The organism is Ruegeria sp. CF5 (genome assembly GCF_056537325.1).
Map to the genome: position 1 here is coordinate 177,078 of NZ_JBQFRI010000008.1, position 25,768 is coordinate 202,845.

34 protein-coding genes are annotated in these 25,768 nt (G+C 57.4%); 9 read left to right on the plus strand and 25 right to left on the minus strand.

Features of this window, described 5'->3' with window-relative positions:
• Positions 1 to 109: 109 nt before the first annotated feature.
• The 5 genes from ACR0NW_RS18115 to ACR0NW_RS18135 all read right to left on the minus strand — a co-directional run bounded on the left by ACR0NW_RS18115 (position 110) and on the right by ACR0NW_RS18135 (position 4,231).
• Entirely contained in the window at positions 110 to 757 is a 648-nt protein-coding gene (locus ACR0NW_RS18115) for a 50S ribosomal protein L25/general stress protein Ctc (protein WP_170654132.1), read from the minus strand.
• A 108-nt stretch (positions 758 to 865) separates the two neighbouring features.
• Positions 866 to 1,411 carry a hypothetical protein gene (locus ACR0NW_RS18120; protein ID WP_480451898.1) on the minus strand — a complete coding sequence of 182 codons (546 nt, stop codon included), beginning with the start codon at positions 1,409 to 1,411 and terminating at the stop codon, positions 866 to 868.
• Positions 1,412 to 1,504: 93 nt separating this feature from the next.
• On the minus strand, positions 1,505 to 2,671 hold the full coding sequence (locus tag ACR0NW_RS18125) for an alpha-hydroxy acid oxidase (RefSeq protein ID WP_480451900.1): 1,167 nt from the start codon (positions 2,669 to 2,671) through the stop codon (positions 1,505 to 1,507).
• Positions 2,672 to 2,874: 203 nt separating this feature from the next.
• Positions 2,875 to 3,666, minus strand: a complete 792-nt coding sequence (gene trpA, locus ACR0NW_RS18130) for a tryptophan synthase subunit alpha (RefSeq protein ID WP_480451902.1) — start codon at positions 3,664 to 3,666, stop codon at positions 2,875 to 2,877.
• Positions 3,667 to 3,745: 79 nt separating this feature from the next.
• The gene (locus ACR0NW_RS18135) at positions 3,746 to 4,231 is read right to left on the minus strand and encodes an acyloxyacyl hydrolase (protein ID WP_480451904.1); all 486 of its coding nucleotides are present in this window, start codon (positions 4,229 to 4,231) and stop codon (positions 3,746 to 3,748) included.
• 200 nt (positions 4,232 to 4,431) lie between these two features.
• On the opposite strand from ACR0NW_RS18135, the gene ychF reads away from it, so the two are divergent.
• Positions 4,432 to 5,529: a redox-regulated ATPase YchF gene (gene ychF / locus ACR0NW_RS18140; protein ID WP_480451906.1), complete on the plus strand. Its 1,098-nt coding sequence runs from the start codon at positions 4,432 to 4,434 to the stop codon at positions 5,527 to 5,529.
• Between the two features lie 6 nt (positions 5,530 to 5,535).
• Here ychF and ACR0NW_RS18145 read toward each other — a convergent pair whose 3' ends face one another.
• The 5 genes from ACR0NW_RS18145 to ACR0NW_RS18165 all read right to left on the minus strand — a co-directional run bounded on the left by ACR0NW_RS18145 (position 5,536) and on the right by ACR0NW_RS18165 (position 10,315).
• Positions 5,536 to 5,787 (minus strand): hypothetical protein, encoded by a 252-nt coding sequence (locus ACR0NW_RS18145; protein WP_170654121.1) that lies wholly within the window; start codon positions 5,785 to 5,787, stop codon positions 5,536 to 5,538.
• Positions 5,788 to 5,972: 185 nt separating this feature from the next.
• A complete protein-coding gene (locus ACR0NW_RS18150; protein WP_480451907.1) occupies positions 5,973 to 6,821 on the minus strand; it encodes an SDR family NAD(P)-dependent oxidoreductase in 849 nt (282 codons plus the stop codon).
• 225 nt (positions 6,822 to 7,046) lie between these two features.
• On the minus strand, positions 7,047 to 8,228 hold the full coding sequence (locus ACR0NW_RS18155; protein ID WP_480451909.1) for a carbohydrate porin: 1,182 nt from the start codon (positions 8,226 to 8,228) through the stop codon (positions 7,047 to 7,049).
• Complete coding sequence (locus ACR0NW_RS18160; RefSeq protein WP_480451910.1) at positions 8,225 to 8,929, minus strand: DUF3299 domain-containing protein; 705 nt, start codon at positions 8,927 to 8,929, stop codon at positions 8,225 to 8,227. Before ACR0NW_RS18160 ends, ACR0NW_RS18155 begins: the two co-directional genes overlap by 4 nt.
• A gap of 87 nt (positions 8,930 to 9,016) precedes the next feature.
• The gene (locus ACR0NW_RS18165) at positions 9,017 to 10,315 is read right to left on the minus strand and encodes an amidohydrolase family protein (RefSeq protein WP_480451911.1); all 1,299 of its coding nucleotides are present in this window, start codon (positions 10,313 to 10,315) and stop codon (positions 9,017 to 9,019) included.
• A gap of 244 nt (positions 10,316 to 10,559) precedes the next feature.
• On the opposite strand from ACR0NW_RS18165, the gene ACR0NW_RS18170 reads away from it, so the two are divergent.
• Positions 10,560 to 11,564 carry a helix-turn-helix domain-containing protein gene (locus tag ACR0NW_RS18170; RefSeq protein WP_480451912.1) on the plus strand — a complete coding sequence of 335 codons (1,005 nt, stop codon included), beginning with the start codon at positions 10,560 to 10,562 and terminating at the stop codon, positions 11,562 to 11,564.
• 155 nt (positions 11,565 to 11,719) lie between these two features.
• On the opposite strand, the gene rpmE is transcribed toward ACR0NW_RS18170, so the two are convergent.
• Together rpmE and rplS are read right to left on the minus strand one after the other, a co-directional pair.
• Positions 11,720 to 11,941, minus strand: coding sequence for a 50S ribosomal protein L31 (rpmE, locus tag ACR0NW_RS18175; RefSeq protein WP_170654111.1), 222 nt, complete (start codon positions 11,939 to 11,941; stop codon positions 11,720 to 11,722).
• An 11-nt stretch (positions 11,942 to 11,952) separates the two neighbouring features.
• The gene (gene rplS, locus ACR0NW_RS18180) at positions 11,953 to 12,336 is read right to left on the minus strand and encodes a 50S ribosomal protein L19 (protein WP_170654109.1); all 384 of its coding nucleotides are present in this window, start codon (positions 12,334 to 12,336) and stop codon (positions 11,953 to 11,955) included.
• A gap of 392 nt (positions 12,337 to 12,728) precedes the next feature.
• Here rplS and ACR0NW_RS18185 point away from each other — a divergent pair, with 392 nt between their 5' ends.
• The gene (locus ACR0NW_RS18185; protein WP_480451914.1) at positions 12,729 to 13,538 is read left to right on the plus strand and encodes a glycoside hydrolase family 25 protein; all 810 of its coding nucleotides are present in this window, start codon (positions 12,729 to 12,731) and stop codon (positions 13,536 to 13,538) included.
• Between the two features lie 22 nt (positions 13,539 to 13,560).
• Here ACR0NW_RS18185 and ACR0NW_RS18190 read toward each other — a convergent pair whose 3' ends face one another.
• The 10 genes from ACR0NW_RS18190 to ffh all read right to left on the minus strand — a co-directional run bounded on the left by ACR0NW_RS18190 (position 13,561) and on the right by ffh (position 19,663).
• Positions 13,561 to 13,983, minus strand: a complete 423-nt coding sequence (locus ACR0NW_RS18190; protein WP_480451915.1) for a hypothetical protein — start codon at positions 13,981 to 13,983, stop codon at positions 13,561 to 13,563.
• Between the two features lie 180 nt (positions 13,984 to 14,163).
• Positions 14,164 to 14,970, minus strand: a complete 807-nt coding sequence (gene trmD, locus ACR0NW_RS18195) for a tRNA (guanosine(37)-N1)-methyltransferase TrmD (RefSeq protein ID WP_480451916.1) — start codon at positions 14,968 to 14,970, stop codon at positions 14,164 to 14,166.
• A gap of 42 nt (positions 14,971 to 15,012) precedes the next feature.
• Positions 15,013 to 15,516 carry a ribosome maturation factor RimM gene (rimM, locus tag ACR0NW_RS18200; protein WP_480451918.1) on the minus strand — a complete coding sequence of 168 codons (504 nt, stop codon included), beginning with the start codon at positions 15,514 to 15,516 and terminating at the stop codon, positions 15,013 to 15,015.
• Positions 15,509 to 15,658, minus strand: a complete 150-nt coding sequence (locus tag ACR0NW_RS18205; protein ID WP_170654097.1) for a hypothetical protein — start codon at positions 15,656 to 15,658, stop codon at positions 15,509 to 15,511. The genes rimM and ACR0NW_RS18205 overlap by 8 nt, the downstream gene beginning before the upstream one ends.
• A gap of 6 nt (positions 15,659 to 15,664) precedes the next feature.
• The gene (gene bluB / locus ACR0NW_RS18210) at positions 15,665 to 16,300 is read right to left on the minus strand and encodes a 5,6-dimethylbenzimidazole synthase (RefSeq protein WP_480451920.1); all 636 of its coding nucleotides are present in this window, start codon (positions 16,298 to 16,300) and stop codon (positions 15,665 to 15,667) included.
• A gap of 13 nt (positions 16,301 to 16,313) precedes the next feature.
• Positions 16,314 to 16,700: a 30S ribosomal protein S16 gene (gene rpsP / locus ACR0NW_RS18215; protein WP_170654093.1), complete on the minus strand. Its 387-nt coding sequence runs from the start codon at positions 16,698 to 16,700 to the stop codon at positions 16,314 to 16,316.
• Between the two features lie 67 nt (positions 16,701 to 16,767).
• Positions 16,768 to 17,064, minus strand: a complete 297-nt coding sequence (locus tag ACR0NW_RS18220) for a chorismate mutase (protein WP_074737903.1) — start codon at positions 17,062 to 17,064, stop codon at positions 16,768 to 16,770.
• A complete protein-coding gene (locus ACR0NW_RS18225) occupies positions 17,061 to 17,603 on the minus strand; it encodes a GNAT family N-acetyltransferase (RefSeq protein ID WP_480451922.1) in 543 nt (180 codons plus the stop codon). The genes ACR0NW_RS18220 and ACR0NW_RS18225 overlap by 4 nt, the downstream gene beginning before the upstream one ends.
• Positions 17,600 to 18,154, minus strand: a complete 555-nt coding sequence (locus ACR0NW_RS18230; protein ID WP_480451923.1) for a GNAT family N-acetyltransferase — start codon at positions 18,152 to 18,154, stop codon at positions 17,600 to 17,602. Before ACR0NW_RS18230 ends, ACR0NW_RS18225 begins: the two co-directional genes overlap by 4 nt.
• Positions 18,155 to 19,663 carry a signal recognition particle protein gene (ffh, locus tag ACR0NW_RS18235; protein WP_170654087.1) on the minus strand — a complete coding sequence of 503 codons (1,509 nt, stop codon included), beginning with the start codon at positions 19,661 to 19,663 and terminating at the stop codon, positions 18,155 to 18,157. It lies immediately after the preceding gene.
• A 262-nt stretch (positions 19,664 to 19,925) separates the two neighbouring features.
• Between ffh and ACR0NW_RS18240 the strand changes: the two genes are divergently transcribed.
• On the plus strand, positions 19,926 to 20,456 hold the full coding sequence (locus ACR0NW_RS18240; RefSeq protein WP_480451924.1) for a prolyl-tRNA synthetase associated domain-containing protein: 531 nt from the start codon (positions 19,926 to 19,928) through the stop codon (positions 20,454 to 20,456).
• Between the two features lie 65 nt (positions 20,457 to 20,521).
• On the opposite strand, the gene ACR0NW_RS18245 is transcribed toward ACR0NW_RS18240, so the two are convergent.
• On the minus strand, positions 20,522 to 21,103 hold the full coding sequence (locus tag ACR0NW_RS18245; RefSeq protein WP_480451926.1) for an FMN-dependent NADH-azoreductase: 582 nt from the start codon (positions 21,101 to 21,103) through the stop codon (positions 20,522 to 20,524).
• A gap of 121 nt (positions 21,104 to 21,224) precedes the next feature.
• Here ACR0NW_RS18245 and ACR0NW_RS18250 point away from each other — a divergent pair, with 121 nt between their 5' ends.
• Complete coding sequence (locus ACR0NW_RS18250; protein WP_480451927.1) at positions 21,225 to 22,103, plus strand: LysR family transcriptional regulator; 879 nt, start codon at positions 21,225 to 21,227, stop codon at positions 22,101 to 22,103.
• Positions 22,100 to 23,002 carry a DMT family transporter gene (locus tag ACR0NW_RS18255; RefSeq protein WP_480451929.1) on the plus strand — a complete coding sequence of 301 codons (903 nt, stop codon included), beginning with the start codon at positions 22,100 to 22,102 and terminating at the stop codon, positions 23,000 to 23,002. Before ACR0NW_RS18250 ends, ACR0NW_RS18255 begins: the two co-directional genes overlap by 4 nt.
• Before the next feature lie 3 nt (positions 23,003 to 23,005).
• Here the strand turns inward: ACR0NW_RS18255 and ACR0NW_RS18260 are convergent, their stop codons facing one another.
• The gene (locus ACR0NW_RS18260; protein WP_480451930.1) at positions 23,006 to 23,353 is read right to left on the minus strand and encodes an ArsR/SmtB family transcription factor; all 348 of its coding nucleotides are present in this window, start codon (positions 23,351 to 23,353) and stop codon (positions 23,006 to 23,008) included.
• Positions 23,354 to 23,357: 4 nt separating this feature from the next.
• Positions 23,358 to 24,014: a hypothetical protein gene (locus tag ACR0NW_RS18265; RefSeq protein WP_480451931.1), complete on the minus strand. Its 657-nt coding sequence runs from the start codon at positions 24,012 to 24,014 to the stop codon at positions 23,358 to 23,360.
• Between the two features lie 352 nt (positions 24,015 to 24,366).
• Here ACR0NW_RS18265 and ACR0NW_RS18270 point away from each other — a divergent pair, with 352 nt between their 5' ends.
• Genes ACR0NW_RS18270 through ACR0NW_RS18280 form a run of 3 tightly spaced genes read left to right on the plus strand, consistent with a single transcriptional unit; the run spans position 24,367 to position 25,730 of the window.
• Positions 24,367 to 24,699, plus strand: coding sequence for an AtpZ/AtpI family protein (locus ACR0NW_RS18270; protein WP_480451933.1), 333 nt, complete (start codon positions 24,367 to 24,369; stop codon positions 24,697 to 24,699).
• A gap of 2 nt (positions 24,700 to 24,701) precedes the next feature.
• Entirely contained in the window at positions 24,702 to 25,457 is a 756-nt protein-coding gene (locus tag ACR0NW_RS18275) for a F0F1 ATP synthase subunit A (RefSeq protein WP_170654070.1), read from the plus strand.
• 48 nt (positions 25,458 to 25,505) lie between these two features.
• The gene (locus ACR0NW_RS18280) at positions 25,506 to 25,730 is read left to right on the plus strand and encodes a F0F1 ATP synthase subunit C (protein WP_005981269.1); all 225 of its coding nucleotides are present in this window, start codon (positions 25,506 to 25,508) and stop codon (positions 25,728 to 25,730) included.
• Positions 25,731 to 25,768: the final 38 nt, after the last annotated feature.

The window sequence follows — 25,768 nt, forward strand, 5'->3', positions numbered from 1 at the left end:
TGCGAGTGACTATAGCGCCATTTCTGAATAAATGTTGTTAATTGAATGTTTGAAGAAAAAACAGGGCCCCGAAGGACCCTGTTTCAAACTTGCATTGCTGTCGCGTGGCTTATTCTTCGCCGACGACTTCAACTTCATCGGGTGCCACTTCGGCTTCGCCCTCTTCCTCGTCGTCCGAGGTGGCCAGGCCGGTCGGTGCCGAAACGTTGGCGATCACGAAGTCGCGGTCGATGGTCGGTTTGGTGCCTGCGGGCAGTTCGACCGACGAGATGGTGACGACGTCGTTGATGTTCATTCCGGTCAGATCAACGGTGATCTTTTCAGGGATGTCACCCGCGGTGCAGACCAGTTCGACCTCGGGGCGGACAACAGTCAGAACGCCGCCCTTCTTGATGCCGGGGGCTTCTTCCTCGTTGATGAACTCAACCGGGATGAACAGCGCGATTTTGGTGGTCCGGCGCAGACGCATCAGGTCCAGGTGGGTCGGCAGGTCCTTGACGACGTCACGCTGAACGTCGCGGCAGATGACGCGGACGTCCTCGTGGCCTTCAACCTTCAGGTTCCACAGGGTCGACTTGAACCGGCCAGCTTTAAGGCGCTTGAACAGTTCGTTGAACGGAATCTGAATCGCCAGCGGGTCTTTGTCGCCACCGAATACAACGCCCGGAACCATGCCGTCGCGGCGTGCCTGACGAGCGGCGCCCTTGCCTGTCCCCGTCCGTTCCAGAGCTACGAGATCAGGAATCTCTCCAGCCATGATAATTCTCCAATGTTAGGGCGGGCATCCTCCAAGGCTGTATGCCCGCGTGAAGCCGCGCATATAGCCTGTTTCATTTGGCTTGAAAAGTGCTTTTACGGCCTTTGATCAGAACCGGTTTTCTAGGTGGCCGCCAGCCTCCATGAGCATGTCATAAAGCACGTATTCACTCTGTCTTGCGCGGCGTAGTTTTTGCCGCGTTTTCTCTGAAAGTGGCGCGTCCACCGGGGGCGAAACGTTGACGGTTTTCAACCCGATTTCCGTGCCGAACCGTTCATTGAGAAAACCGCGCAGGTGATTTGGCGTTTCATATGCAAAAAGGTGATGAACCAAAAGCTCATCCCTTCCCGTCAGCATGCGCCACTGGGTTCCGATTCGGGCATGGGATGGCGGGTCGTCCGACAGAGCGTCCAGAACGAACTGGTCGAAATCCATGCCGGTGGTGCTGGTCGGCCCGTCTGAATTGCTTTCACGCATACGATACCGATACCAGCTGCGAATTTGTTCTTCTGGTTCGCGCATGACCGCAAAACGTTCGGGGTTCAGGCCCAGCGACTCTTTCAGAAAGGGGGCAACCTGACTGCCGAATTTCTGCGCGGACATGTGCCTGCGCCATCTGGTGAACATGATGTCGGCGTAGGGACGCAGCGCCATCCTGATCGCCGTGCTCCCGGTCTTGGGAACGGAAACAAAGGCCAGATTCTGAGCGCTGCATATGAACATGCGCGGGAGATTATCCAGTTCCCGTCAGGGTTGCCAGACGCCACCAAAATCTTTGGGTACCAGCAGGTTATGCGAACCAAGATCGGATACGCTGCGTTCACCGCAGAGGGCCATGGTAGTGTCCAGTTCCTTTTGAATGACCTCAAGGGCGGTGGTGACGCCTTTCTGACCCATCGCGCCCAGCCCATAGACAAAGGCGCGGCCGATATAGGTCCCCTTGGCACCCATGGCCAAAGCTTTCAGCACGTCCTGACCTGACCGGATGCCACTATCCAGATGCACTTCGATGTCACTGCCGACCGCATCCATGATTTCGGGTAGCATACGGATCGAACTGAGTGCGCCATCCAGCTGACGGCCGCCGTGATTGGACACGACGATGGCGTCTGCGCCCAGTTTTGCTGCCATTTTGGCATCTTCAGCGTCGAGAATGCCCTTGAGAATTACCTTGCCGCCCCATTTCTCCATCAGCTTTTCAATCTTGCCCCAGTCCAGACTGGGATCGAACTGCTCGGCAGTCCAAGCGCCAAGCGAAGATGCGTCCGAAATGCCTTCGACATGGCCCACGATATTGCCGAACTCGCGCCGATGTGCGCCCAACATTTCGATGCCCCAGGCCCATTTCGTCATCAGATTGGCGATTGTTTTTGCGGTCAGCTTTGGTGGGGCGGACAGGCCATTCTTAAGGTCCTTGTGCCTCTGGCCAAGGATTTGCAAGTCAAGCGTGATTACCAGCGCCGAGCAGTTCGCATCCTTGGCACGCTGGATCAGACGGCCGACGTAATCCTCGTCTTTCATCGTGTAGAGCTGAAACCAGAAGGGTTTGGAGGTGTTCTCGGCCACGTCTTCGATCGAGTTGATCGACATTGTGGACAGGGTAAAAGGCACCCCGAACTCCTCGGCGGCTTTTGCGGCCTTCATCTCACCATCGGCGTGCTGCATACCCGTCAACCCAACGGGGGCAAGCGCAACCGGCATGGAGACATCCTGCCCAATCATTTGGGATGAGGTCGAACGCCCGGTCATGTCCACGGCCACCCGTTGACGCAGACGGATTTTCTCAAAATCCGAGCTGTTCTCGCGGAAGGTTTGCTCGGTCCAGCTGCCGCTTTCCGCATAGTCGTAGAACATGCGCGGCACTCGGCGTTCGTAGATCCGTTTCAGGTCTTCGATGTTGGTGATGACTGGCATGATTTCCGGGCCCTCAGAGGATTGGTTAAGTTTCTTTACCAATTTTTCAATCAGATCGCAACAAAACAGATTGCGGGTATGTGCCGCACCCGGCACTTCGGGTTTCCAGCCGCTTTTTCAAAGTGTTAGGACGCAAAAAGAAAACCGCAACCGGCTTTTGACCGGCTGCGGCGCTTCAGAATTGTGTTGTGCGGTACGGCAGTTCAGGCGGCGTGGGCACCGTCCGAAAGTGTTTTGACAAAGTCGAGAACCTCGTTCACCGGCCTGCCTGCAGCGATCTGGCTGACAATAGCCGAGCCGACAACCGCGCCGTCAGAAACGCTTGCGATGTTGCGCGACTTTTCCGGAGTATTGATGCCAAAGCCGACAATCACCGGAAGGTCGGTTGCCGCCTTGATCCGCGCCACCTCTGGGCCGACATCCGTAGCCTGTGCTTCGGCGGCCCCGGTGATGCCGGTGATCGAGACGTAGTAAACGAACCCCGAAGTGTTCTGCAAAACGCGGGGCAGGCGTTTGTTGTCGGTAGTCGGAGTTGCCAGACGGATAAAGTTCAGTCCGGCCGCCTGCGCCGGAAGGCACAGTTCTTCGTCCTCTTCCGGCGGCAGGTCCACGACGATCAGGCCGTCGATGCCTGCGGCCTTTGCATCAGACAGAAACTGCTCAACGCCACGGCTGTAGATCGGGTTGTAATATCCCATCAGCACGATGGGCGTCGTATCATCCGTTTCACGAAAGGCACGCGCAAGGTCGAGCGTCCGCTGCAGGGTCATGCCTCCGTCCAGTGCCCGCTGACCTGCGGCCTGAATGGTGGGTCCATCTGCCATCGGGTCGGTAAAGGGCAGACCCAGTTCGATGACGTCTACACCGGCGCCCGGCAAACCCTTTACGACCTCAAGCGAGGTGTCATAGTCGGGATCGCCAGCCATGATGTAGGCGACAAAGGCTTTCTTCCCTTCGGCTTTCAGGGCGGCGAATTTGGCGTCGATACGGGTCATCGGATGTCCTTGCAATCAGGTTTGAACCTGATGTGCAGAAACTTTGACGGAAAATCAATCCCGGCTTGTCGACAAGGTATCAGAACGCCTTGTGGAATCGCAGGAAGACTGCGTTCAAACCCGGGTTTTCGTCCTGCGTGCTGGCATTCGATTTATGCGTGATTGCTAGCGACAGTTTGTTGCCGCTGTTCAGTGTGTATCCCACGCCCAGCAGGCTGCGGATCTGAAAGCTGCCGCCAAGATCGTTAAGTTCGTCGGCCTCAGAGAAGTATCCCGGCATCACGCTGCCTTCAACAAACCACTGGTCTGCAAACGTGTAGATACCGATCAGACCGACGCCGATATGTGTATCGCCTGATTGGTCGACGGTCAGCGCACCACCCCACGTCGCACTGAACCTTGTCGCCTCGTGAAACGGTCTGTGCTGATATTCCAACGAAAATATGGCTTGATCTTCAGACTGACTGTCCGAGAAATCGGCGTATCCCGCCCCAAATACAAGAGATTGAGCCTGCGCGGTTGATGCAACGGCGGCGAGAGCAACGGAAGCAATCAGGTATTTCATTGTTTTTCTTCGATATAATTTCACTGGTAACTGGTTAAGTGGTTATTCTAATGTCTCTTTTTCAATGCTCACAAGTACACAACATCTCAACAGTTTTGTGATGTGTCCAAACGGACTCATTTTGTCGGTATTCCCGGCTCTGCTTGCGCATTTTCGCGTACCTGCATAGAAGCAGCCGCGAATGGCATCAGGAGACCGTCATGGGCTTTAAAATGGGAATCGTGGGTTTGCCGAACGTGGGCAAGTCGACCCTCTTCAATGCGCTGACCAAAACCGCGGCTGCGCAGGCGGCCAATTTCCCGTTCTGCACGATCGAACCGAATGTGGGCGATGTGGCGGTACCCGATGATCGTCTGGATAAACTGGCGGGGATTGCGAAATCCCGTCAGATCATTCCGACGCGCATCACGTTTGTGGATATTGCCGGTCTGGTCAAAGGGGCCTCGAAGGGCGAGGGCTTGGGCAACCAGTTTCTGGCCAACATCCGCGAAGTTGATGCGATTGCACATGTCCTGCGGTGTTTCGAGGATGGGGATGTCACCCATGTGGAAGGGTGCGTTGATCCGGTAGCCGATGCCGAAACCATTGAGACCGAGCTGATGCTTGCCGATATGGAAAGCATCGAAAAGCGCCGTGCCAATCTGGTGCGCAAGTTGAAAGGCAACGACAAGGAAGCGCAGCAGCAGGATCGCCTGTTGGCCGCGGCGCAGGAAATGCTTGAAGATGGCAAGCCTGCGCGTCTGGTCGAAGTCAGCGAAGAAGACTCCAAGGCTTGGAACACACTGCAGTTGCTGACGACCAAGCCAGTCCTTTATGTGTGCAACGTTTCCGAAGAAGAAGCGGCCACCGGCAACGAACATTCCGCGCGGGTTGCTGAAATGGCGGCTAATCAGGGTAATGCCCATGTCATCATCAGCGCCAAAATCGAGGAAGAGATCAGCCTGCTCGAAACCGAAGAGGCGCAGATGTTTCTCGAGGAGATGGGCCTCAGCGAGCCCGGTCTCGACCGTCTGATCCGCGCAGGGTACGACCTGCTGAAGCTTGAAACCTATTTCACCGTCGGCCCGAAAGAGGCCCGCGCCTGGACCATCCGCGAAGGGACCGCCGCACCGCAGGCGGCAGGTGTCATTCATGGCGACTTCGAAAAGGGGTTCATCCGCGCGGAAACGATTGCCTATGACGACTACATCTCATGCAGTGGTGAACAGGGTGCTAAAGAGTCCGGTAAGATGCGGGCTGAAGGGAAGAGCTATGTCGTCAAGGACGGCGACGTGATGCACTTCCTCTTCAACACCTGAACCGGACTACCGGCGGCCGGATTCGAAATTACGCTCGACCGGGCCGCCATATTCGATGCGGGTTCTTTTGCTGTACGCGCTTCCGCCCTGCCGCTCAGGCAGGTGCGGCCAGTTCGACCACTTTGGGTCATTGTCCAGTTTGTGGTCGCTGGTGACCTGATCCTTGGTTTTCTTGTCGGTGTCGTTACCTGCGGACGCTGCCAGCGGAACGGCGATCACAATCGCGGCAAGTATGGAAATTTCCTTCAGTCTGTTCATGTCACTCTCCAGCCCCGCCAATGGGGCGCAATACCAAATGCATTTGACGTGAGTGACGTCAGCGTCTGCGGATGCAGTGATTTGAGCAAGTGAACTTCGATCACTGTTTGGTGAGACATTCGATCTCTGCCGGCGGCTGAACCGGGAAGATCATCGTAATAGAATGGGAAAGGCGTTCGATTTTCTCAGCCTTTCCCGTCTTGTTCAAAGGCTTTGAAGGCATCGGTATAATCCGGGTGCCAGCGCGACAAGGCCGGGCGGTTTTCGACGATATCGCCAATGGCCCATTCCGCGCGCCGCCTGTCCGTGACTTCGTCGACGTCATTGTCGGGGCACAGGATGTAAAAATCGCCGTCAGACATTTTCCCCAGGAAATAGTCCACCGTCTGCTCGCTTGACCACGCAGCATCGGGTTTTTCGGGAATGTGGGCGGCAACCATACCGGTATAGGTAAACCCCGGAACAAACAGGTGGACGGAAATCGGCGCATCTTCTTTCCGCAGGTCGTGCGACAGTTGTTCACTCAGGACTTTTACCGCGGCCTTCGTTGCATTGTAGCCCGGATTGCCCGGCGGAGTGGTTATCCCCTGCTTGGATCCCGTGTTGATCACCACAGCCGGGCGGCCGGCCTGTATCATGCGGGGCAGAAAGGCATGAACCCCTCGCATCACACCAAAGAAATTCACATCGAACATCTTTTGCCAGTTGGCGCTGTTTTGCCAGCTGCCGGTCCGCATTCCGATCCCGGCATTGTTCATCAGGACGGCGACAGGGCCTGCGGCAAACGCCGTGTCTGCCAAAGCCTGAACATCTTCATCGACACTGACGTCGGTCGGGACGGCAATCACCTTTGCCCCCGGGGCCGCGGCAGCGCGTACCTCGCCAGCAGCTTCTTCAAGTTGTGGGCCAGGCATATCGGCCAGAACCACGCCAAGGCCGGCCTGCGCAAAGCGCAACGCCGCAACACGCCCAACACCGCTTGCGGCCCCTGTGACGACAGCAATTCCACCCGCGCCCAAAGCTTCTTTGTACATGTCTCTGCATCCCGTTTGAAATCTCTGCACCTTCATCTTACCTGACGGCGCAGAGCATTGTACATCAGGCGAAATTTGCACCACTTTTCAAATTGCTGATGCATTGCTGCGCAAATGGGACAGTGTCGTTCAGACAGGGTTTCGAAAGATATGTCTGCCGTCGCGAGTGCTAATTCATGGCGGTTCGTACACTGCCGCTTGCCTTCGCGCTTCGAAACAAAGACCTCAGAACACAACCCGTGTTCGCAAACCGAACAGAGTAATATTTTTCTGGTTTGGGTTTAGCAGCGGATTGGAAATGAACTGTATAGATGGCGTGATCTGCAGGCCCGGTGACACCGAAAAACGATAGAAAGCCTCGACCGTGAACTGGTCTTCGTCGATGCCTCGCGCTTCGGCCCAATTGAGACCCAGCCCGGCAAGATCGGTGTTTCGGCCGTAATACCCCAGACCGGTAGACACAGACCGTTTGTAAAGCGCGGCCGTCCCTTTAGCGGCACCGGCGCGAAAGAACGGCATCCACTTGTTGTTCACAAACCACGCGGCCGAGAACGCTCCGCCATAGTCTTCGGGTCGGCTGCCGTCGTCAGCTGCATCCGCATGCCAGAGGGTCAGATGGATATTGTCAAAGTAGATGCGGTCAAAACCGGAAGTATATCCAAGCTCGAGCGACATAAAGAGATTGCCGTCACTGAAAACGTCAAAGTTCGGATCGGACGGGTCAGCGTTGGCATCGGCAATACTGGCTACAGCGTACAGATTGCTGTTGAGTTTTACACCTCCTGCAATTCCCAACCCTGGGTTTGGGGCGTTGATGGTCGGGTTGGTATTGAAGGCGAGATTCTGAAACCCGGAGTAAGGGCTGACCAGCCCGTAGACATCAACAAAGTCAGTCACATCAATCTGACCAAACTGAAGTGTCCATGCTCCATCATCGGCCCTCTGTGTCCAGAACAGGTTGGTTAGCAGCAAGCCGGAGTCGTTGAATGCCGTTCCTGTGATCGACAGGGCACCACCATTCAGGCCAAGAAACTGCGGGGCAATATCCGTATAGCTGTGTCGGTGTTCGATCTTGAATGTCAAAGATCCGCGTTCGGCTGCCTGCCAGCTACCATAAAAGCGAGCAATACCGCTGGCGGCTTCGCCACTGCCCTGATCGGCATTCGTGGATTGGCCCAGTGCCAGATAATCAATATTGAACCGAAACCCGTCCTCGGCCAGCCGGTCTTTCCAGTCGAACCAACGCGGCGCGATATTGCGTGGGAAGTCTGAACGGAGTTGTGGATCGGTCAGCCCATCACCTGGTTCAAGATCAGCCTCGACGGAAGACGGGCCAGACAAACCCTGAGCCCAGGCTGCATCGACGGATGCGATCGCCAGAAGGGCGGCGATCAGAAGTCTTATCATTCGGAAACCTTCGCGCCGCCTGTCTTGCGGCTGCCCGCCGCACGAAGGCGTTCGGCAATACTTTGCGTCCACTCAAGCCCCTCGCCTTGCGTTTCAAGTGTCTCGACGCTGTCGGTGTCCAGCTGGAAGGTTGCGCGCATAGGCATAAGGCCATCAACGACCATCATTTTGTGATCCGAAGGCTCGATGGACAGCGTTCCCGTTAGCCGCACGGGCTCGTGAAAATAGCTGGGTGCCCAATCATCGTTCAGCCGCACCCGGATCATCTGATTGGGTGGCGGTGGCGGCATGTGACTGCACATACCACGCTCGGGCACTAGATAGGCCACGGGCCGACCATCGGCGTCAGGTGGCGCTGGAATGGCAAAACCTGCCACCGTTACCATCTGGCCGTCAAACAGCGGGTTACCCGCGGTACCGGCGCGTCTTCGGCGTTCGGTCACGACCTGTCGCTGCTCCAGCAGCCAGTCGACATCAATACCATCGGCCGCCAAAGCGTCCAGCGTCTCGGTCAAAAGCTTTTGCCATTTCTGGCGCTCTTCGACGGTGCCCGTGTCTTGCTGCAGTCTGCCACGCAAGCGAACGACAAAGATCACGTCATCGAATTGCTCGGGGGTAAGATCGCGATAAGGGTCATCAAAGACCTGAACTGACGGGTCAGGCAAGTCGGACCAATCAAGGATCTGACCCGTCGCGGCCATGGCTGACTGTCCGCACAAAGCCAGCACTACGATCATTGCTAAACGGAACTTTCGGCGTATCAACGCGTCTCACCTTCTTTGTCCGGATCAATCCAGTGTGTTTTTGTATATCACACCATCTTTCATGATCAGCCTAATCGTTTCGGGACTCTCCGGTCTTGGATCAGCACCGAACCACTGATCCCCCGTGCCGACCACCGAGAAATCCTCAAGAGGGTTTCCGTCGATCAAAAGAATATCCGCATAGGCGCCTTCCTCGATCACTCCAAGCTTGCCAGCGGTATAAGGGTTCATGAAATCGCCCGACAGTGCAACAGCTTCGCCGCCTGTCGACGTCAGTGTCACCATTGATGTGTATGGCCCGAAGAACTCGTTGTTCAGGTGCTTCTCATAGGCGATCTGGATGTTGCATGCCTCAACTGAGCCGACGCAGTCGGTCTGAAAGCCCCGCTTTACCGGGCATTCTTTCATGTTGTCGATGTAGCCTGCGAATGTGGCCGAGGCCGATTTCGCCTTGGCGAGGCTGGAAGGCACGTTGGCGACTGCAGGAATATCCAACAGGCCCGGGTCAAAAGCCGTGAGGTTCGTTGTGATGTAGGCCCCTTTCTCGTTCATGACCTCCGCGATTTCGCAGTCAAACGAGAACCCGTGTTCGATCGACATCACCCCGGCATCCAAGGCGTTCAGGATCGCCTCTTTCCGGTAGGAGTGCGCCATGACATAGCTGCCATATTCGTTCGCCACTTGCACAGCGGCCTCAATCTCTGCAGGAGATCCTGCAAGCAACTGCCATGGGTCGAATGCTGAAACGACACCGCCGGATTGCATGAATTTCAACTGCGTCGCGCCCATCCGGAAGTTATTGCGGGCGAACTTGTAGACGTCGTCGACTCCGCTGACTTCTTGCGCCAAGTTCAGGCGGCTCATATTTGTTTGAGAACCCGGCGGCGCAGTGAAGTTGGCGAAATCTGCGTGGCCACCACGCGTTCCGATAAACGCACCCGACGGATAATAACGCGGGCCAACGATCTGCCCTGCATCAATTGCGCGGCGAAGCCCGCCATTTGCCCCGCCTGCATCCCGCACAGTGGTGAAACCCTGCATGAGATACATCTCGGCCATTCGTGCGCCATGGATTGCGAAGTCTTCCCATGTCGTGTTGGCCTCCATTGCCGGTAGGGTCGGCCCCATCAGCATCAGGTGGGCATGCAGTTCAATGAAGCCGGGGGTCAACGTGCGACCCCCGCCATCAATCACAGTCGCATTAGGGGCATCGACGGCATCGGTTGAAACGGACTTGATCAGGTTCCCCTCGATCAAAACACTGGCATTCTCGATACGCTGTTCATTCAAGCCATCAAAGACATGCACATTGATAAAAAGCATTTGAGGGAGTTCTTCATCTTGCGCCAGAGCAGGGCAGGCACAAGAACAAGCCACTGCAACGAAGGCCGCGGACAAAAGGGAGTTTCGCAAGTCGGACATCAGTTACCTCGACACATTCAAATATCTTTAATGCTAGCCCGAAAAAATGTGACATGGTTGCCCGTTTCTAATTAGGATGGCTGAATGTGACGTAAAAAGTGGCAACACACCTTTGGTGTGCCGCTTCAAACGAAGGCGGACAACCGTGCCATTCAATTCCTCCACTCAAGACCATAGCGAGGGCTTTATCAGGCTGGCTTTGGCAGCGCCGTTTCTGCAGTATCTCACTGATCGCAAGATCGACCCGCGACCAGCCCTGGATCAGGTTGGGTTGAAAGCTGAACTGTTGGGTGACCCATCAGTCTATGTACATTCAGAATTGGTTTACGGACTTTTGAATGCCTTTGCGGAACTGGCGGGCGACCGGTACCTCGGGCTTCATGTTGGGGAAACATTCGATCTGGAGGGCTGGCCGCCTTTTGCGCAGGCCCGGCAATCCTCAAAGACGCTTTTTGAGTTCTTTGCCAGCTTTGTTCGGCTTGTACCTCAAGAGTCCAGCTCAGTTCGGCACCGGCTTATCATTGATGCTGACAAGGCGACCTATTGGATCGAGCGGCAACAGGAACCCGCCGTCTTGCCGGTACAGGTTACGGGTTTCGGAGCCGCAATTTACATGAGGCTTCTGCAATCCGTGGTCGGTAATGCATGGGACCCGTCCGTTGTGCGATGGGAAAGCCGGTACATCAATGGCTTGCCGATTGACTACAAAGGGATTGAGGTTGGTCTTGGGACCGATCCCGGAATGCGGTTCAGCTTCCCTGTTGAATGGTTGAGCCTGGATCAGATGTCAGCGGTTGAACCCAGGCACCAGGCCAGCGCCAGCCATGACGAGGAGGTAACCGTCGTTGCCGCTATGAGGTCCGTGTTACGCGACAAACTGGACGAGGCGGATTTGGGGTCGCACTCCGTGGCCAGTTTGCTCGGAATACAACCGGATCGGTTGCTTAAGGCATTGCAGCAACAGGGCACAACACTACCCCGCGAGATCAAACGGCTGCGGGTCGATATTGCCAAGGAACATCTAAAAGAGCGCCGAATGACAATTTCTGAAATCGGCCTCATGCTGGGCTATTCAGACAAGTCTCACTTCTCTCGTTTCTTTCGAGGTCAGACCGGTATGACACCGACAATGTTCCGGCAGCGGTCCTAACCCCGCGAAAGCACCGAGTTCGGCAGATGCAGGATAATTCGAGTTGGTGCGGGGAATATCGCCTGCATAACCTTCCGGCTTCGGGTTTCATTCACCTGCAAAAGAAAAAGGCCACCCAGATGGGCGGCCTTCCTTGAAATCAGAAGGGGATAGGATCAGAAACCCAGACCTTCGTATTTCTTCTTGAACTTGGATACGCGACCACCGGTGTCCATCAGACGCGCGCCGCCGCCGGTCCATGCCGGGTGCGAAGACGGGTCAATTTCCAGGGAAAGCGTGTCGCCCTCGGCGCCCCAAGTGGATTTCATCTGAATCACGGTGCCATCGGTCAGCTTGACGTCGATGAGGTGGTAATCGGGATGGATGTCGTTTTTCATGGATCCGCTCCTTACGCCTCGGCGCCAGCCTTGGGCTTGTAGTTGGTGACTTCTGCGATACGGGCGGATTTACCGCGACGCGAACGCAGGTAGTACAGTTTGGCGCGGCGAACGCGGCCACGGCGAACAACAGTGATGCTGTCAATGTTGGTCGAGTACAGCGGGAACACACGCTCCACGCCTTCGCCAAACGAAATCTTGCGGACGGTGAACGAACCGGCGATGCCGCTGCCGTTCTTGCGCGAGATGCAGACGCCTTCATAGTTCTGCACACGGCTGCGCGTGCCTTCGGTCACTTTGTAACCGACGCGGATGGTGTCACCCGCTTTGAAATCGGGGATGTCTTTCCCCAGGGCGGCAATCTGTTCCGCCTCAAGCTGTGCGATCAGGTCCATCGCAGTTTCTCCTATCTGCTCGTGGTTGGTCCACGAAGTTGGCACGGCCTGAGAGCTCTTGGTCTTCACCGGGTCCTGCATGCAGCCCGCCAGAGGTCAGATCGAATGTTCCTTTGGTCCGGTTTTTCCCGCAACGCATCCATGGCCGAAGAAAGCCGGGCGTGTCGCCGCGAAACAAACCAAAACACCGGAGTCGCATAAAACGATTCCGGATTGCGCTCGTTTAGGAAAAAAGGGGGCAGAGATCAACCCCGGAATCCGTTCCTTTGCAGGCGCGGCGCGAAGCAGCCGGAAATTCGTGCTGATAGGTTCTGCCGTTGCCTTCTGCGACAGAAACAGCATTCTGGTCGTCAGAGCAGATTTGAAGATAAAAATTGAGGTGGAGCGGTTCAATGCGTTTTGCGCTGTTATTTCTTGTGACTTTGACCGTGCTGGTTTCCTGTGGAAGGCGTGTGCCGGAACCCCGGCCCGAACCGCAGTCCGGCTATGTTGCGGCAGCGGCCAGCCTTGTCACCTATCCCAAGTTCGACGACGCCGACCCGCATGAATGGGAAGGGCGCGGACCGCGGTCCTATCCTATCCACGGCCTCGATATTTCCCGCTGGCAAGAACCAGTGGATTGGCCGGTGGCAAAAGCGGCGGGCGTGAACTTTGTGTTCATCAAGGCGACTGAAGGCGGGGATTTTGCCGATCCGAAATTCGACTTGCATCGTCGTGGGGCGCAAGCTGCCGGAGTGCCGTGGGGCGCCTATCACTATTACTATTTCTGCCGACCGGCAGAGGAGCAGGCGCGGTGGTTCATCCGCAACGTTCCGAAAGGCGCCGACCTTCCGCATGTGCTGGACATGGAATGGACGCCCCATTCCAGAACCTGCACGCTGCGCCCCGAAGGGTCCAAAGTGCGGTCCGAGGCCAAAAAGTTCCTCGATATTCTTGAGGCGCACTATGGGCGCAGGCCGGTTGTCTATTCGACTGTGGATTTCTACCGCGATACCGAAATCGGTCGTCTGAGAGGAACCGAATTCTGGCTGCGTTCCGTGGCCGGTCACCCCCGAAAGGTCTATCCGGGGGCACGCTGGAGGTTCTGGCAGTACACCGGCACCGGACTGGTGCCCGGTGTGAGTGGACCGGTCGATATCAACGTGTTCCACGATTCGCCGGAAACCTGGCTGCGCTGGAAGGCGGGTGTAATTGCGCGCTGATGCTCAGCGCGCTGCCCCACCATCAAGCGGATGGCCGGCCAAAGGTTTCAAGGGTACCGCCACCGATCAGGTGATCCAGCTTCTGTTCGCGTTCTGACGGGTAGCTGTTGTTGAGCCAGAAGATTTCGCCTTCGGTCAGATCCCGGCGCTGGAACCCGCGTTTGGAGAGGCAGCGATCAACCGAGTCCACTTCGCCGCTAGCGCGAATATCGTCTTCGGTCGACGCGACGACCAGTGGGCCGACGATGACACCTGCCAGAATAATGCCGGTTACGTAGCCACCGGCCACCGCCACGTTACCGCCCCGATACGCATTGGTCGAACAGGCCTGAACGGCAGAGCGGGCGGAGTGCAGATTGTGACCGGCCTGCATGGGAACGGACGGGCCGGGCACCTGCCCGCAGGCCATCATTGCCATCATCGCGGCCAAAGCAACTTTTCTCATAATTTCCCCTGGAACTTTCCTGCAGCTTCAGAGGGATTAGAGGACACCAATCCCAGCTTCAAACTGAAGTCGGCACTTGAATACGCCGGTGCGGCACTGCGGCAACAGCCCGGTCAGTTTGCTTGTTTACGCACCACTTCATCGCTTGGGTTCGCAACAAAAATTCGGGCGGAATACCGTCTATTCGGAAGTGGTCTTTGCCGCTTCGTAGCATTGCCACAAGTCGGGCCTGCGCTCTTTGGTGAGCTTTTCCGATTGCTCGTGCCGCCATTCCGCGATGCGCCCATGATGACCTGACATCAGAATTTCAGGAATCGGTTTCCCTTTCCATTCAGCGGGCCGGGTATATTGCGGGTGTTCCAGCAAGCCGGATGAAAAACTTTCCTCTTCCGCCGACGCCTGATTGCCAAGAACGCCGGGGATCAACCGGACAGTTGCATCTATCAACGCTTGCGCCGCTATCTCTCCGCCGGTCATGACGAAATCGCCCAGCGACACCTCCTGAATGCCGTACTGTTCGATCACCCTCTCGTCGACGCCTTCGAAACGTCCGCACAACATGGTCACACCGTCGCATCGGGCCAGATTGCGCATCATCGTCTGGTCCATTCTGCGCCCGCGTGGGCTGAGATAGATCAGCGGCCAGTTGCCTCGAATGCCTGACATTGCATGATCGATCGCCGGACCCAGAACATCCGCGCGCAGAACCATTCCGGCCCCGCCTCCGGCGGGCGTGTCATCCACGTTGCGGTGTTTGCCGATGCCGAATTGCCGAAGGTCGATAGTTTCAAGTTGCCAAAGACCTTCCTGCAGGGCTTTGCCCGTCAGGCTTTCGCCCAACACGCCCGGAAAGGCCGAGGGGAACAGGGTTATGATCTTTGCCTTCCATACGCCGTGAAGGTCCGGCGTTGGCGTCATCAACTCGCGTGGCTTTATCGTCGGGCGGATGGCCTTTCGACCGTGGGATTTGCTGGGTGGCTGCGTCATGACAATCTGTTCCGGGCTTTGGAGATCTGCGATGCTGCTGTTTCAGAACAGGCCTTCTGGCGGATCAGCGACGATGCGACCTGCGTCAAGGTCCACGGTTGGTACGACCGCAAGGGTGAAAGGCAACAGCACGGTGGATTTCATCCCTTGCCCGTGGATTTCAAGAAGATCCGACGCGCCGTGGTTTTGTACTGATTTGACGCGCCCCAGCAAGGCACCCCCTGTGTCGTAGACTTCCAGACCGATCAGGTCCGCGTGATAGAATTCATCGTCGGGTAACGACGGCAGTTGATCCCGGCGCGCATAAAGCCGCAGACCTTTGATTTCATCGGCCTGCTCCTTGGCCTCAATACCGCCGATGCGTGCGGCAAACCCGTTTTTGATGGCTCGGGTAATGATCAGCGGGTAACGCTCTGTTCCGGTTTCGTCGGTCAGCGGGGAAAATTCCTCAATATCCTCGGGTACGGCGCAATAGCTTTTCAGGCGGACCTCGCCGCGCACTCCGAACGAACCGGCAACGGTTCCGACACAGATCAGATCAGTCATTTGGCAATTCCGTCGTCAGGCACACGCCATCCTGCCAGTCACCGGACGGCAGGCAGGCTTCGCGCTGATTGTTGCGCTCAAAAAAAACACCCGCAATGAATGCGATCAGCAATAGCACAGGCAATCGTATCAATCCGAACATGGTGCCTCAGCGCGTTTCGACCGGCAGCGCGTCCAGTCGGGTTTCCCAGCCGACGCGCTCCAGCTCAGGGGTGTCTGATACATCTTCGGGCCAGCCAACACAAAAGTAACCGATCAGACGCCATTCGCCAGGTACATCCAGATCACGGTGCAATTGGTCGGGATTCAGGATCGAAACCCAGCCGAGCCCCAATCCTTCGGCCCTCAGTCGCAGCCAGAACAAGGCGATTGCGGTCACGACCGAATATCGGCGCATCTCGGGCATGGTGCCCGCGCCCAGTCCCAGCCCTTTATCCGTGGCGTCATCGCAGAACACCGCCAGTTGTACCGGCGCTTCCTGCATCCCCGACAGTTTCAGGCGGCTGTAAAGTTGGGCCTTATCACCCGAATAGCCCGAAAGGGCCTCTGAATTTGCGGACTGGAAATTCTTTAGCGCAGCGGCACGGGCCGCCTGGCTTTCGACGCGGATTACGCGCCAAGGCTCGCTAAGGCCCACGGAGGGGGCCAAGCGAAAGGCTTCGAGGCAGCGCATCAGCACTGCCTCGTCCACCGGATCGGCGCGGAACCGACGCACATCGCGCCGGAGCCGCATCAGCAGATCGAACTGCGTGCGGAAATCTTCGCTGAAGGTCTGATCCTGCACGCGCCCGCCTTGCTTATTCTTCAGCAGCTTCTTCTGCCGGAGCGGCAGCGGCTTCTGCAGCTTCTGCGGCCTTGGCGGCTTTTTCTTCAGCGCGTTCCTGAGCTTTCTTGCCCGGGGTACCCTTGTTGGGGTTGTTGCGCTCGGCCTTTTCGCGGGTGCCGGCTGCTTCCAGCATACGTGCGATACGGTCGGTCGGCTGTGCGCCCTGATCCAGCCAGTACTGGATGCGCTCCATGTTCATTTTCACGCGCTCTTCGCTGTCTTTCGGCAGCAGCGGGTTGTAGGTGCCCAGTTTCTCGATGAAACGGCCGTCGCGCGGCATGCGGCTGTCGGCAGCCACGATGCGGTAGAAGGGACGCTTTTTCGAGCCGCCGCGGGCGAGACGAATTTTCATTGCCATGGTGGTATCTCCTTTGAATGGCATCACGCCAGAGGCGTGTCTTTGTTAGAGCCGGGATGTGCCCGGTTTAGTTCTGGTGTTTCTTGTGGTGCCGGATGACTTCCTGAATGATGAAATTCAAGAAAGCCTTGGCGAAGTCGGGGTCCAGATCGGCCTCTTTCGCCAGGTCTTCTAACCGTGCGATCTGCGCGGCCTCGCGCGAGGGATCGGACGGGGGAAGGTCGTGTGCCGCTTTCAGTTTGCCAACGGCTTGTGTGTGTTTGAACCGCTCGCCCAGCGTATAGACAAGGATCGCGTCCAGCCGGTCGATGCTTTCGCGATGCTCTTTCAACAGCGTGGCAGCCTGTGTCACGGGGTTGGTCATTGGCCGGTCCTCTTGTCGGTCGTTATGTCGATCAGCGGGTGGCGCCAAATCTGGGCGCGTTTGCCCAATAGCTCGGCATTCTCAAGCTCCAGAGCGGCGCCAAGGCGTTCAGCCAAAGCGCGCGACCGGTCATTGGCACGGGCGATGTATGAGATCACTCCATTCAGTCCCTGATGCCGTGCCGCATAATCGCGCGCCGCCTGCGCGGCTTCAAAGCCCAGCCCTTTGCCTTCGGCCTCAGCCATCAGGGTCCAGCCCAACTCGGGTTCCGCCCATCCGGGAGCGTCGATCATGCCCGCCCAGCCAACGAATGCGCCGCTGGCTTTCTCGGTCAGGTGCCACAGGCCAAAGCCCTTTAACGCCCAATGTCCAAGGCGGCTGGCAAGCGAACTCCAGCTGCCCAATTCGTCCTTGGGTCCGCCAACCATGTGGCTGCGCTCGGTCGCAAAGAATGCGGTCATCGCGGGCAGGTCGCCCAAATGCGGGGCCCGTAGGATCAGACGATCTGTTTCGACGGTGGGGATGGTGAACGAGGTCATGCGTAGGCCTCCATCCCGCCATTCACCAGATCAGCGGGGGCAGGGTGACGCCAGATTTCGGTGGTGCCGAACTTGGGGTGCTCGTAATGGTAGTCGAATTTTGCACCCAGTCGTGTGGCCACGGCCTTGCTGGCGTGATTATCCGGGTCGATCAGAGAGATCGCCGTGTCCCAGCCCAGTATGTCATAGGCATGGGTCCGCGCGGCCAGTGCAGCCTCGGTCGCATAACCTTTACCGGTCGCGTTGTTCATAAGGGTCCAGCCAATTTCCGGCTCGGGCCAACCATGCGGGAACCACAGGCCGACATGACCGACATACGTGCCGGTGTCTTTTTCCTCGACGCCCCAGAACCCATATCCGCGCAACTCCCAATGCCCCAACAGCATGGCAATCGAGCGCCATGTTTCGTCGGGGCGCAGTGGCCCGCCGACAAATTTCGAGGCATCGGAGGCGAAGAATTCAGCCTCGGCCTCGAAATCGGCCTCGGACGGCGCGCGCAGGATCAGGCGCTCGGTCTCAAGCCGTGGGATATGATGCGCAAGGGCGGTCACTTACTTTTTCTTCCCGAAACCGCTCAGACCCGGGGGCAGGGCCATGCCGCCGCCCATTCCGGGCAGACCACCGGGCATCTTGCCGCCCATCGCTTTGGCCGCCTGTTCCAGCGCTTTGGGGTCCATACCTGCGGCCATTTCCTCGGGGCTGGGGCCGCCTTTGCCGAACATGCCCTTCATGGCCTGTTTCAGCATTTTGCCTTTACCCATCTTGCCCATCTTCTTCATCATGTCCGACATCTGCCGGTGCATCTTGAGCAGCTTGTTGAGGTCGCTAACCTCCATCCCCGAACCTGCGGCGATGCGTTTCTTGCGGCTTGCCTGCAGCAGTTGCGGGTTGGCGCGCTCGCGTTTGGTCATGGATTGGATCAAGGCGATCTGCTGGCGCAGGATCTTGTCGTCAAGGCCGGCCTGATCCATCTGCTTGGCCATTTTGCCCATGCCCGGCATCATGCCCATCATGCCCTGCATGCCGCCCATCTGGATCATCTGTTCCAGCTGCATTTTCAGGTCGTTCATGTTGAACTGACCTTTGACCATGCGCTTCATCATGCGCTCGGTCTGTTCCATCTCCATCGTTTCTTGGGCTTTTTCGACCAGGGCAACGATGTCGCCCATGCCCAGAATACGACCTGCAATCCGGTCCGGCTCGAAGGTCTCCAGCGCGTCCATCTTCTCGCCCAGACCGACAAAGCGGATCGGCTTGCCGGTAACCGCACGCATCGACAGTGCCGCACCACCGCGCCCGTCACCATCCATCCGGGTCAGGACCACGCCCGAGATGCCGACCTTGGCGTCGAATTCCTCGGCCACCTCGACGGCAACCTGACCAGTCAGGCCGTCGACGACCAGCAGGGTTTCGCGCGGGTCAACCGCGTTGCGGACCTGCTCGACCTCGTCCATCAGCACTTCATCGATGTGCAGACGGCCCGCCGTGTCGAGCATATAGACGTCGTAACCACCCAGTGTTGCCTGCTGCTTGGCGCGCTTGGCGATATCGACAGGCTTCTGGCCCGGCACGATCGGCAGAGTATCCACGCCAACCTGAGTGCCAAGAACCGCCAGCTGATCCATCGCCGCCGGGCGGTAGACGTCCAGCGAGGCCATAAGGACCTTCTTGCCTTCTTTTTCTTTCAGGCGCTTGGCCAGTTTCCCGGTGGTGGTCGTCTTACCCGAGCCTTGCAGACCAACCATCAGGATCGGCGCGGGCGGGTTGTCGATCTTCAGCTTGCCGGGGTCTTCTTCTCCACGCAGCACGTCGACCAGCGCATCATGCACGATCTTGACGACCTGCTGGCCCGGTGTGATCGACTTGGTTACTGCCTGACCAGTTGCCTGATCCTGAACCTTCTTGACGAATTCGCGGGCCACCGGCAACGAGACGTCGGCCTCAAGCAGGGCCACGCGCACTTCGCGAAGGGCGGTCTTTACGTCTTCTTCGGACAGGGCGCCCTGTTTGGTCAGCCGGTCAAAGACGCCAGAGAGGCGTTCGGATAGATTTTCAAACATGCCTTCGGCCTCCTACGCCGGTTAACTGATGGCGCCCTTTATCTAAGGGCAGACGGTTCAATGCACAAACGCCCCCACGGGCGTAACACGCTGGTGGGGGGCGATCCCTGAATGACTCAAGGGACCGGAAGGATCGTCTCTTCCGGATGTTGGGCAGTCGTTATGTTGGATTTGGATCAGAGTCAAGGCAGACACGACAGGCGGGTCTTGAACCCGATGGCCTTTCCCTGCAAGAGCGGCAACAGGATAGCAGGAGGCTCTCATGGATGCATCATCGGATTTTCAGGACTCATTGCCGCTCAGTTCCGATGCGCTGTTGGCGCAGATGGACGATTGGGGGCTGACCTATCGCCTGCATACGCATGTGCCGCTGCGCACGGTAGAAGAGGCCAAAGCGGTCGAAGATCAGTTCATGGTTTCCGGCGAAAACGCGTTGAGGGTGAAGAATCTGTATCTGCGCGACAAGAAGAAACGGAACTATCTGGTGACGCTGGAACAAAGCCGTGAGATTGACCTCAAGGCGCTGGGCGCGGAACTTGGCGTCGGGACCCTGTCCTTTGGTTCGGCAGATCGTCTGTTTCAGAACCTTGGTATTCGCCCCGGTGCGGTCAGTCCGCTGGCGATGATCAACGGGGTTGGGAATAATGTGCGGTTTTTCATGGATGCAGCAGCCAAAGAGGCGGATGTCATTTACGTGCACCCCTTGGTCAATGATCGGACCGTTGCGCTGGGTCGATCCGATTTTTTTGCGTTTTTTGACCGGATCGGATGTGAGGTAAGCTGGATGCCTTGAGGGTACGCGCCTTGCGGCGCGTACCCGAGGTGGAAGGTATTTTGAACAGAAGAAGGCAGTCGGGATCAGGCGGCCAGTTCGGTTACTGCGTTGCGCGCTGTGGTCAATGCGACCTCAGGATCTATTGCCATCTGGTCAGCGGCAACAACGTCGACATTCCGGATGCCAATAAAGCCCAGCACGTGGCGAACGTAACCGGTTGCAAAGTCGATTTCCGAGTCGACGGCGGTTCCGCCTGAAGCGATGGCAAGAATCGCCCGCTTATCTTCCAGCAGGCCCGCCGGCCCGTTTTCGGTATACGCGAAAGTGAGGCCTACGCGGGCGACAAGGTCAATCCACGCCTTGAACGCGGCCGGTACCGAGAAGTTGTAGATCGGCAGGCCGATTACAACGGTGTCCGCCTGCTGCAGCTCATTGACCAGTTCATCCGAAAGGGCCAGCTGATCACGCTGCACTTCATCGCGCTGATCGGCAGGGGTGAAGTTCGCGTTGATCCAGTCTTCGGTCAGCAGTGGCAATGGCGAGGCCAGATCACGGCGGATTATGCGACCTGCGCCCAGATGCTTAACGATGCTGTCGGACAGTTCTCGCGTGGCAGACCCTGCGCGACGGGCAGAGGCATCGATGTGGAGTATCGTCTTGGTCATGTTTCAGGGTCCTTTGATCGGAGGGAATCTGTTGGTGCTGTCAATATGAATGTTGCGCCTGCGAACAAAACTCGGATATATCAACACTGATTGTTGGAATTTGCACAGCGGTGACTTTCACATGGACAACTGGGACGAAGTAAGGACGGCATATCAGGTTGCCCGAATGGGTACCGTCAGCGGTGCCGCCGAAGTTCTGGGTGTGCACCACGCCACAGTGATCCGGCATATCGACGCGATCGAAATGCGGCTGGGGGTCAAATTGTTCCAGCGCCACGCCCGGGGCTATACGCCGACTGAGGCGGGAGAGGATCTCTTGCGTGTTGCGCAGGCCACTGAGGATCAGTTCAATCAACTGGTCGGGCGTATGAAAGGCCGTGGCGATGACGTATCCGGCGAATTGGTCGTGACATCTCTGGCGTCAGTGGCACCGCTGGTTGTACCCACATTGAGTGAGTTCCAGCGTATGCATCCCGATCTGATCGTACGTTACCTGACCGGGGATCGGTTGTTCCGGCTGGAATATGGTGAGGCGCATGTGGCCATTCGGGCCGGTGCGGCACCGGATCAGCCGGACAACGTAGTCCAGCCATTCGTCGCGCAGGAAGTCGGGCTATACGCCAGCAAGGAATATGTCGCCCGCCATGGCAAGCCAAAGGGTGTCGATGACTTTGCCAATCACCTCTTCGTCGGCAATGACGATGAAAACAGTCGTGCGCCATTTGCCCAGTGGTTGCGTGCAAACGCGCCGGCCGAGGCCATTACGTTCCGGTGCACCAACAACTTTACGATGCGCGAAGCGGTGCTGGCGGGGGCTGGTATCGGCTTTATGGCGCGATGGGAAGCGGCGCGTCAGCCCGAGCTTACAGAGGTCATGGAGCCCTTGCCCGAATGGTCGGGCAAGCTGTGGCTGGTCACACATGTGGATTTGCATCGAACCACCAAGGTTCAGGCCTTTCTCAAATACCTGAAGGAACAATCGCGGGACTGGCTGCCGTGAGCCCGCAGGCCCGCGGCCATCTGGCCATGCTTACATTTTCGGCGTTGGTGGCGGGCAGCTTTTCGCTTGGCTCCATGATCGCAAATGAGATTGCGCCCGCTGCGTTGAACGCGGCAAGATTTGCCCTCGCGGCGGTTGTGATCGGTGTGGCGGCGCAGGCTACGACCGGATTGCCCAAAACTGCCGCGCAGGCACCGTGGCGGTATTTTGTGCTGGGGGGGCTGTTTGCCACCTATTTTGTGCTGATGTTCGAGGGGCTCAAGACCGCACCGCCGGTTAGTGCGGCGGCCGTTTTCACCCTTACCCCCGTCATGTCGGCCGTTGCGGGGTGGGTGCTGCTCAGACAGATCACCACCTGGCACATGGCGACCGCGCTGACGATCGGGGCGATCGGCGCGTTATGGGTGATTTTTCGGGCGGACTGGCAGGCTTTCCACGCATTCGAGATTGGCGTGGGTGAGATCATCTATTTCTGGGGCTGTGCCGCGCATGCGATCTATACACCGATGGTGCGCAAGCTGAACCGGGGTGAACCCGCAGTCGTGTTCACCTTTGGGACCTTGCTGGCGGGGTGTCTGGTCCTGACTGTGTTCGGCTGGTCCGATATTCTGGAAACCGATTGGGCGAACCTGCCGATGATCGTCTGGATCGGGCTGATCTATGTGGCGGTTTTTGCAAGTGCTGCAACCTTCGTGCTGCTGCAATATGCAACTCTTTGCCTGCCGTCAGCCAAGGTCATGGCCTATACTTATCTGACGCCCAGTTGGGTCATTCTCTGGGAGATTGCGCTTGGCAACGGTGCGCCGACAGGGTTCGTACTGATCGGAATTGCCCTGACAATCGTTGCGCTGCTTATGCTTCTCAAGCCCGAGGAAACGCAGCGCGCCAACGCGCACTGACGTTTACTTGGATGCTTCGGTCTCGTCGCCGCTTGGCAGTTCCACCGCCAGAAATCGCTCGAACGCGTCCAGATTGACGGGTTCGAATTGGCCAAAGCCCTGCATCCAGATGGATGCGGCACGCATCGCGTCCGGCTCCAGCTTGCACCACTTCACCCGCCCGCGCTTTTCCTGAGAAATCAGCCCCGCCTTTGTCAGAATGACCAGATGCTTTGAGATGGCGGCCAGTGACATATCGAACGGCTCGGCCACATCTGTCACAGCCATATCATCCTCCAGCAGCATCGCCAGAATGGCGCGTCTGGTTGGATCGGCAAGGGCGGCGAAGACGGTATCGAGGTCGTTTGACATGGCTTTATCCCGAAATCACTTTGCAGCATAACAGATCCCAGTCCTTTGCCACTTTCGCAGCCTTTAGGGCATTGGCGAGGCGATCACTCAGGATTGGGGCTGCAATAATCGATGGGTCGAACCAAATATCTGGCCCGCCAAGGACGTCTTTTGAGAACACTAGATCCTCATCGCTAACATGACCTGCATTGTTGATTGAGAAGAATGCGACCGGATCTCCAAGCGGTGTTACACCCTTTGAGATATTTGCCCTGAAGCAAGGCTTGCCGTCCCCCAGTGCGAGATAAAACCAATCGCCCGCCAGCTTGGTTTTTTGGTCTGGATGAAGAAGATCGACCGGCACCAGTCTTGATCTCCCCATATCGTGTTCACGCAGGATTTCAGCAGATGTCGATGACACAACCAACGCACCGCCGGCACTCAGAATATGGCGTTTAGGACGTTTGTGATCGGCCCATCGTTTCACGGCATAGAGCTGTTTTGGAAACTCGTGGTCATCAATGTGCTGATGATTCTTTTGCCGCCTTGTCACAGAACGAAATGCCACGCCAACTTCATTGTCGAGAGGCGGGTTTACTACGTCTGGGTATCCAATCGGTCTGTATCCACGTTCTGCGGAAGAGCTACGGTAGATATTGCTCAGCCAAACCACGTTACTCATTCTCTGCCCTCATGTTCTCACGCGCATCTTGTTTCGCGGGTGCCCCCTGAGGGCGCAGATGCAACAATCTCTTTTATTGCGGTTGGGTTGAAAGTGCCAATGGCGGATTTGAGGTTAACGCCCCAGGCAAGCTACTGGTGGGCGCGCAAAGATCAACCATTTGGTTGAATATGCGGATTCAGGCCAATCCATCCGATCGACAGGATCAGCGCATCGCTGCCGTTCTGCGGGTCCAAGATTTTTAGCATAAAAATCTTGGACTTATCCGCCGTCGCGCCATGTGCTCAACACCGTTGACTCTGCGCGCTGCGCGCCTTAGCACCCTACCCAAGACTGTACGAGGGAAACGCCCGTGACCGATGATGACCAAAAGCAGCGTATGGCGCAGCTGGAGGCCAAGATCGAAGCGGCAAAAAAGGCGAAAGAGCCGAAGCCTCGTGCGGATGCTGACGTGTCCGGGGGTGAGCTTGCCTGGAGGATGGTCATCGAAATGGTATCCGGTCTGGGGATCGGATTTGGCATCGGATACGGGCTGGACAGCCTGTTCGGGACGATCCCGATCTTTCTGGTGCTGTTCACATTGCTGGGCCTTGTCGCGGGCGTGAAGGTTATGCTCCGCAGCGCGAAAGAGGTTCAAGAGAAACAAACGGCGGCTCAGGCCACCGATAAGGACGAGAGGGACTGAACGTGGCGACTGAGACCACCGCAGCAGAAGGCAGCAGCCTGGTTTTCCACCCGATGGATCAGTTTATCGTCAAGCCGCTGTTCGGCGGTGAGATGGCCTGGTACACGCCGACTAACGTTACGCTGTGGCTGTTCCTGGCGATTGCCGCGATCTTTGGCCTGCTGGTGCTCAGCACCTCAAAGCGCGCCATCGTGCCGACCCGCATGCAGTCGATTGCCGAACTGGCTTATGGTTTCATCTACAAGATGCTCGAAGACATCTGCGGGAAAGAGGGCGTCAAGTTCTTTCCGTATGTCATGACCCTCTTCATGTTCATCGTGACGGCGAACTTCCTGGGTCTGATCCCGACCTCGTTCACCACAACCTCGCACTTTGCGGTCACCATTCCGCTGGCGCTGGCCGTGTTCCTGACCGTGACCGTTCTGGGTTTCGTCAAGAACGGCGCCGGTTTCCTGGGCCTGTTCTGGGTCTCCAGCGCGCCGCTGGCGCTGCGCCCGATCCTGGCGATCATCGAACTGATCTCGTACTTCGTGCGTCCGGTCAGCCACTCCATTCGTCTTGCCGGTAACGTCATGGCAGGCCACGCAGTTATCAAGGTTTTCGCAGGCTTTGCCGCGATCTCGGTGATCTCGCCCGTGTCCGTTTTGGCGATCACCGCTATGTACGGTCTTGAGGTCCTGGTGGCCTTCATTCAGGCCTACGTATTCACCATTCTGACCTGTGTTTATCTGAAAGATGCGCTGCATCCTTCGCACTAAGGTCCGATACCCCAACATCGAAACTTCCAATTCGTAAGGAGATACATCATGGAAGGCGATCTCGCACACATCGGCGCAGGCCTGGCAGCAATCGGTTCCGGCGCAGCCGCAATCGGGGTGGGCAACGTTGCAGGCAACTTCCTGGCCGGCGCCCTGCGCAACCCTTCGGCGGCTGCTTCGCAGACCGCAACCCTGTTCATCGGTATCGCATTCGCAGAAGCCCTGGGGATCTTCGCATTCCTGGTCTCGCTGCTGCTGATGTTCGCCGTCTAATCTGCGGAACCTGATCCTTACGCGCAGGTGGGCCCAAG

Coding starts and splice junctions, on each gene's coding strand:
- ACR0NW_RS18115 (WP_170654132.1), bottom strand. CDS start 757: ATGGCTGGAGAGATTCCTGATCTCGTAGCTCTGGAACGGACGGGGACA.
- ACR0NW_RS18120 (WP_480451898.1), bottom strand. CDS start 1,411: ATGGCGCTGCGTCCCTACGCCGACATCATGTTCACCAGATGGCGCAGG.
- ACR0NW_RS18125 (WP_480451900.1), bottom strand. CDS start 2,671: ATGCCAGTCATCACCAACATCGAAGACCTGAAACGGATCTACGAACGC.
- trpA (WP_480451902.1), bottom strand. CDS start 3,666: ATGACCCGTATCGACGCCAAATTCGCCGCCCTGAAAGCCGAAGGGAAG.
- ACR0NW_RS18135 (WP_480451904.1), bottom strand. CDS start 4,231: ATGAAATACCTGATTGCTTCCGTTGCTCTCGCCGCCGTTGCATCAACC.
- ychF (WP_480451906.1), top strand. CDS start 4,432: ATGGGCTTTAAAATGGGAATCGTGGGTTTGCCGAACGTGGGCAAGTCG.
- ACR0NW_RS18145 (WP_170654121.1), bottom strand. CDS start 5,787: ATGAACAGACTGAAGGAAATTTCCATACTTGCCGCGATTGTGATCGCC.
- ACR0NW_RS18150 (WP_480451907.1), bottom strand. CDS start 6,821: ATGTACAAAGAAGCTTTGGGCGCGGGTGGAATTGCTGTCGTCACAGGG.
- ACR0NW_RS18155 (WP_480451909.1), bottom strand. CDS start 8,228: ATGATAAGACTTCTGATCGCCGCCCTTCTGGCGATCGCATCCGTCGAT.
- ACR0NW_RS18160 (WP_480451910.1), bottom strand. CDS start 8,929: ATGGCCGCGACGGGTCAGATCCTTGATTGGTCCGACTTGCCTGACCCG.
- ACR0NW_RS18165 (WP_480451911.1), bottom strand. CDS start 10,315: ATGCTTTTTATCAATGTGCATGTCTTTGATGGCTTGAATGAACAGCGT.
- rpmE (WP_170654111.1), bottom strand. CDS start 11,941: ATGAAAAACGACATCCATCCCGATTACCACCTCATCGACGTCAAGCTG.
- rplS (WP_170654109.1), bottom strand. CDS start 12,336: ATGGACCTGATCGCACAGCTTGAGGCGGAACAGATTGCCGCCCTGGGG.
- ACR0NW_RS18185 (WP_480451914.1), top strand. CDS start 12,729: ATGCGTTTTGCGCTGTTATTTCTTGTGACTTTGACCGTGCTGGTTTCC.
- ACR0NW_RS18190 (WP_480451915.1), bottom strand. CDS start 13,983: ATGAGAAAAGTTGCTTTGGCCGCGATGATGGCAATGATGGCCTGCGGG.
- trmD (WP_480451916.1), bottom strand. CDS start 14,970: ATGACGCAGCCACCCAGCAAATCCCACGGTCGAAAGGCCATCCGCCCG.
- rimM (WP_480451918.1), bottom strand. CDS start 15,516: ATGACTGATCTGATCTGTGTCGGAACCGTTGCCGGTTCGTTCGGAGTG.
- ACR0NW_RS18205 (WP_170654097.1), bottom strand. CDS start 15,658: ATGTTCGGATTGATACGATTGCCTGTGCTATTGCTGATCGCATTCATT.
- rpsP (WP_170654093.1), bottom strand. CDS start 16,700: ATGGCAATGAAAATTCGTCTCGCCCGCGGCGGCTCGAAAAAGCGTCCC.
- ACR0NW_RS18220 (WP_074737903.1), bottom strand. CDS start 17,064: ATGACCAACCCCGTGACACAGGCTGCCACGCTGTTGAAAGAGCATCGC.
- ACR0NW_RS18225 (WP_480451922.1), bottom strand. CDS start 17,603: ATGACCTCGTTCACCATCCCCACCGTCGAAACAGATCGTCTGATCCTA.
- ffh (WP_170654087.1), bottom strand. CDS start 19,663: ATGTTTGAAAATCTATCCGAACGCCTCTCTGGCGTCTTTGACCGGCTG.
- ACR0NW_RS18240 (WP_480451924.1), top strand. CDS start 19,926: ATGGATGCATCATCGGATTTTCAGGACTCATTGCCGCTCAGTTCCGAT.
- ACR0NW_RS18245 (WP_480451926.1), bottom strand. CDS start 21,103: ATGACCAAGACGATACTCCACATCGATGCCTCTGCCCGTCGCGCAGGG.
- ACR0NW_RS18250 (WP_480451927.1), top strand. CDS start 21,225: ATGGACAACTGGGACGAAGTAAGGACGGCATATCAGGTTGCCCGAATG.
- ACR0NW_RS18260 (WP_480451930.1), bottom strand. CDS start 23,353: ATGTCAAACGACCTCGATACCGTCTTCGCCGCCCTTGCCGATCCAACC.
- ACR0NW_RS18265 (WP_480451931.1), bottom strand. CDS start 24,014: ATGAGTAACGTGGTTTGGCTGAGCAATATCTACCGTAGCTCTTCCGCA.
- ACR0NW_RS18280 (WP_005981269.1), top strand. CDS start 25,506: ATGGAAGGCGATCTCGCACACATCGGCGCAGGCCTGGCAGCAATCGGT.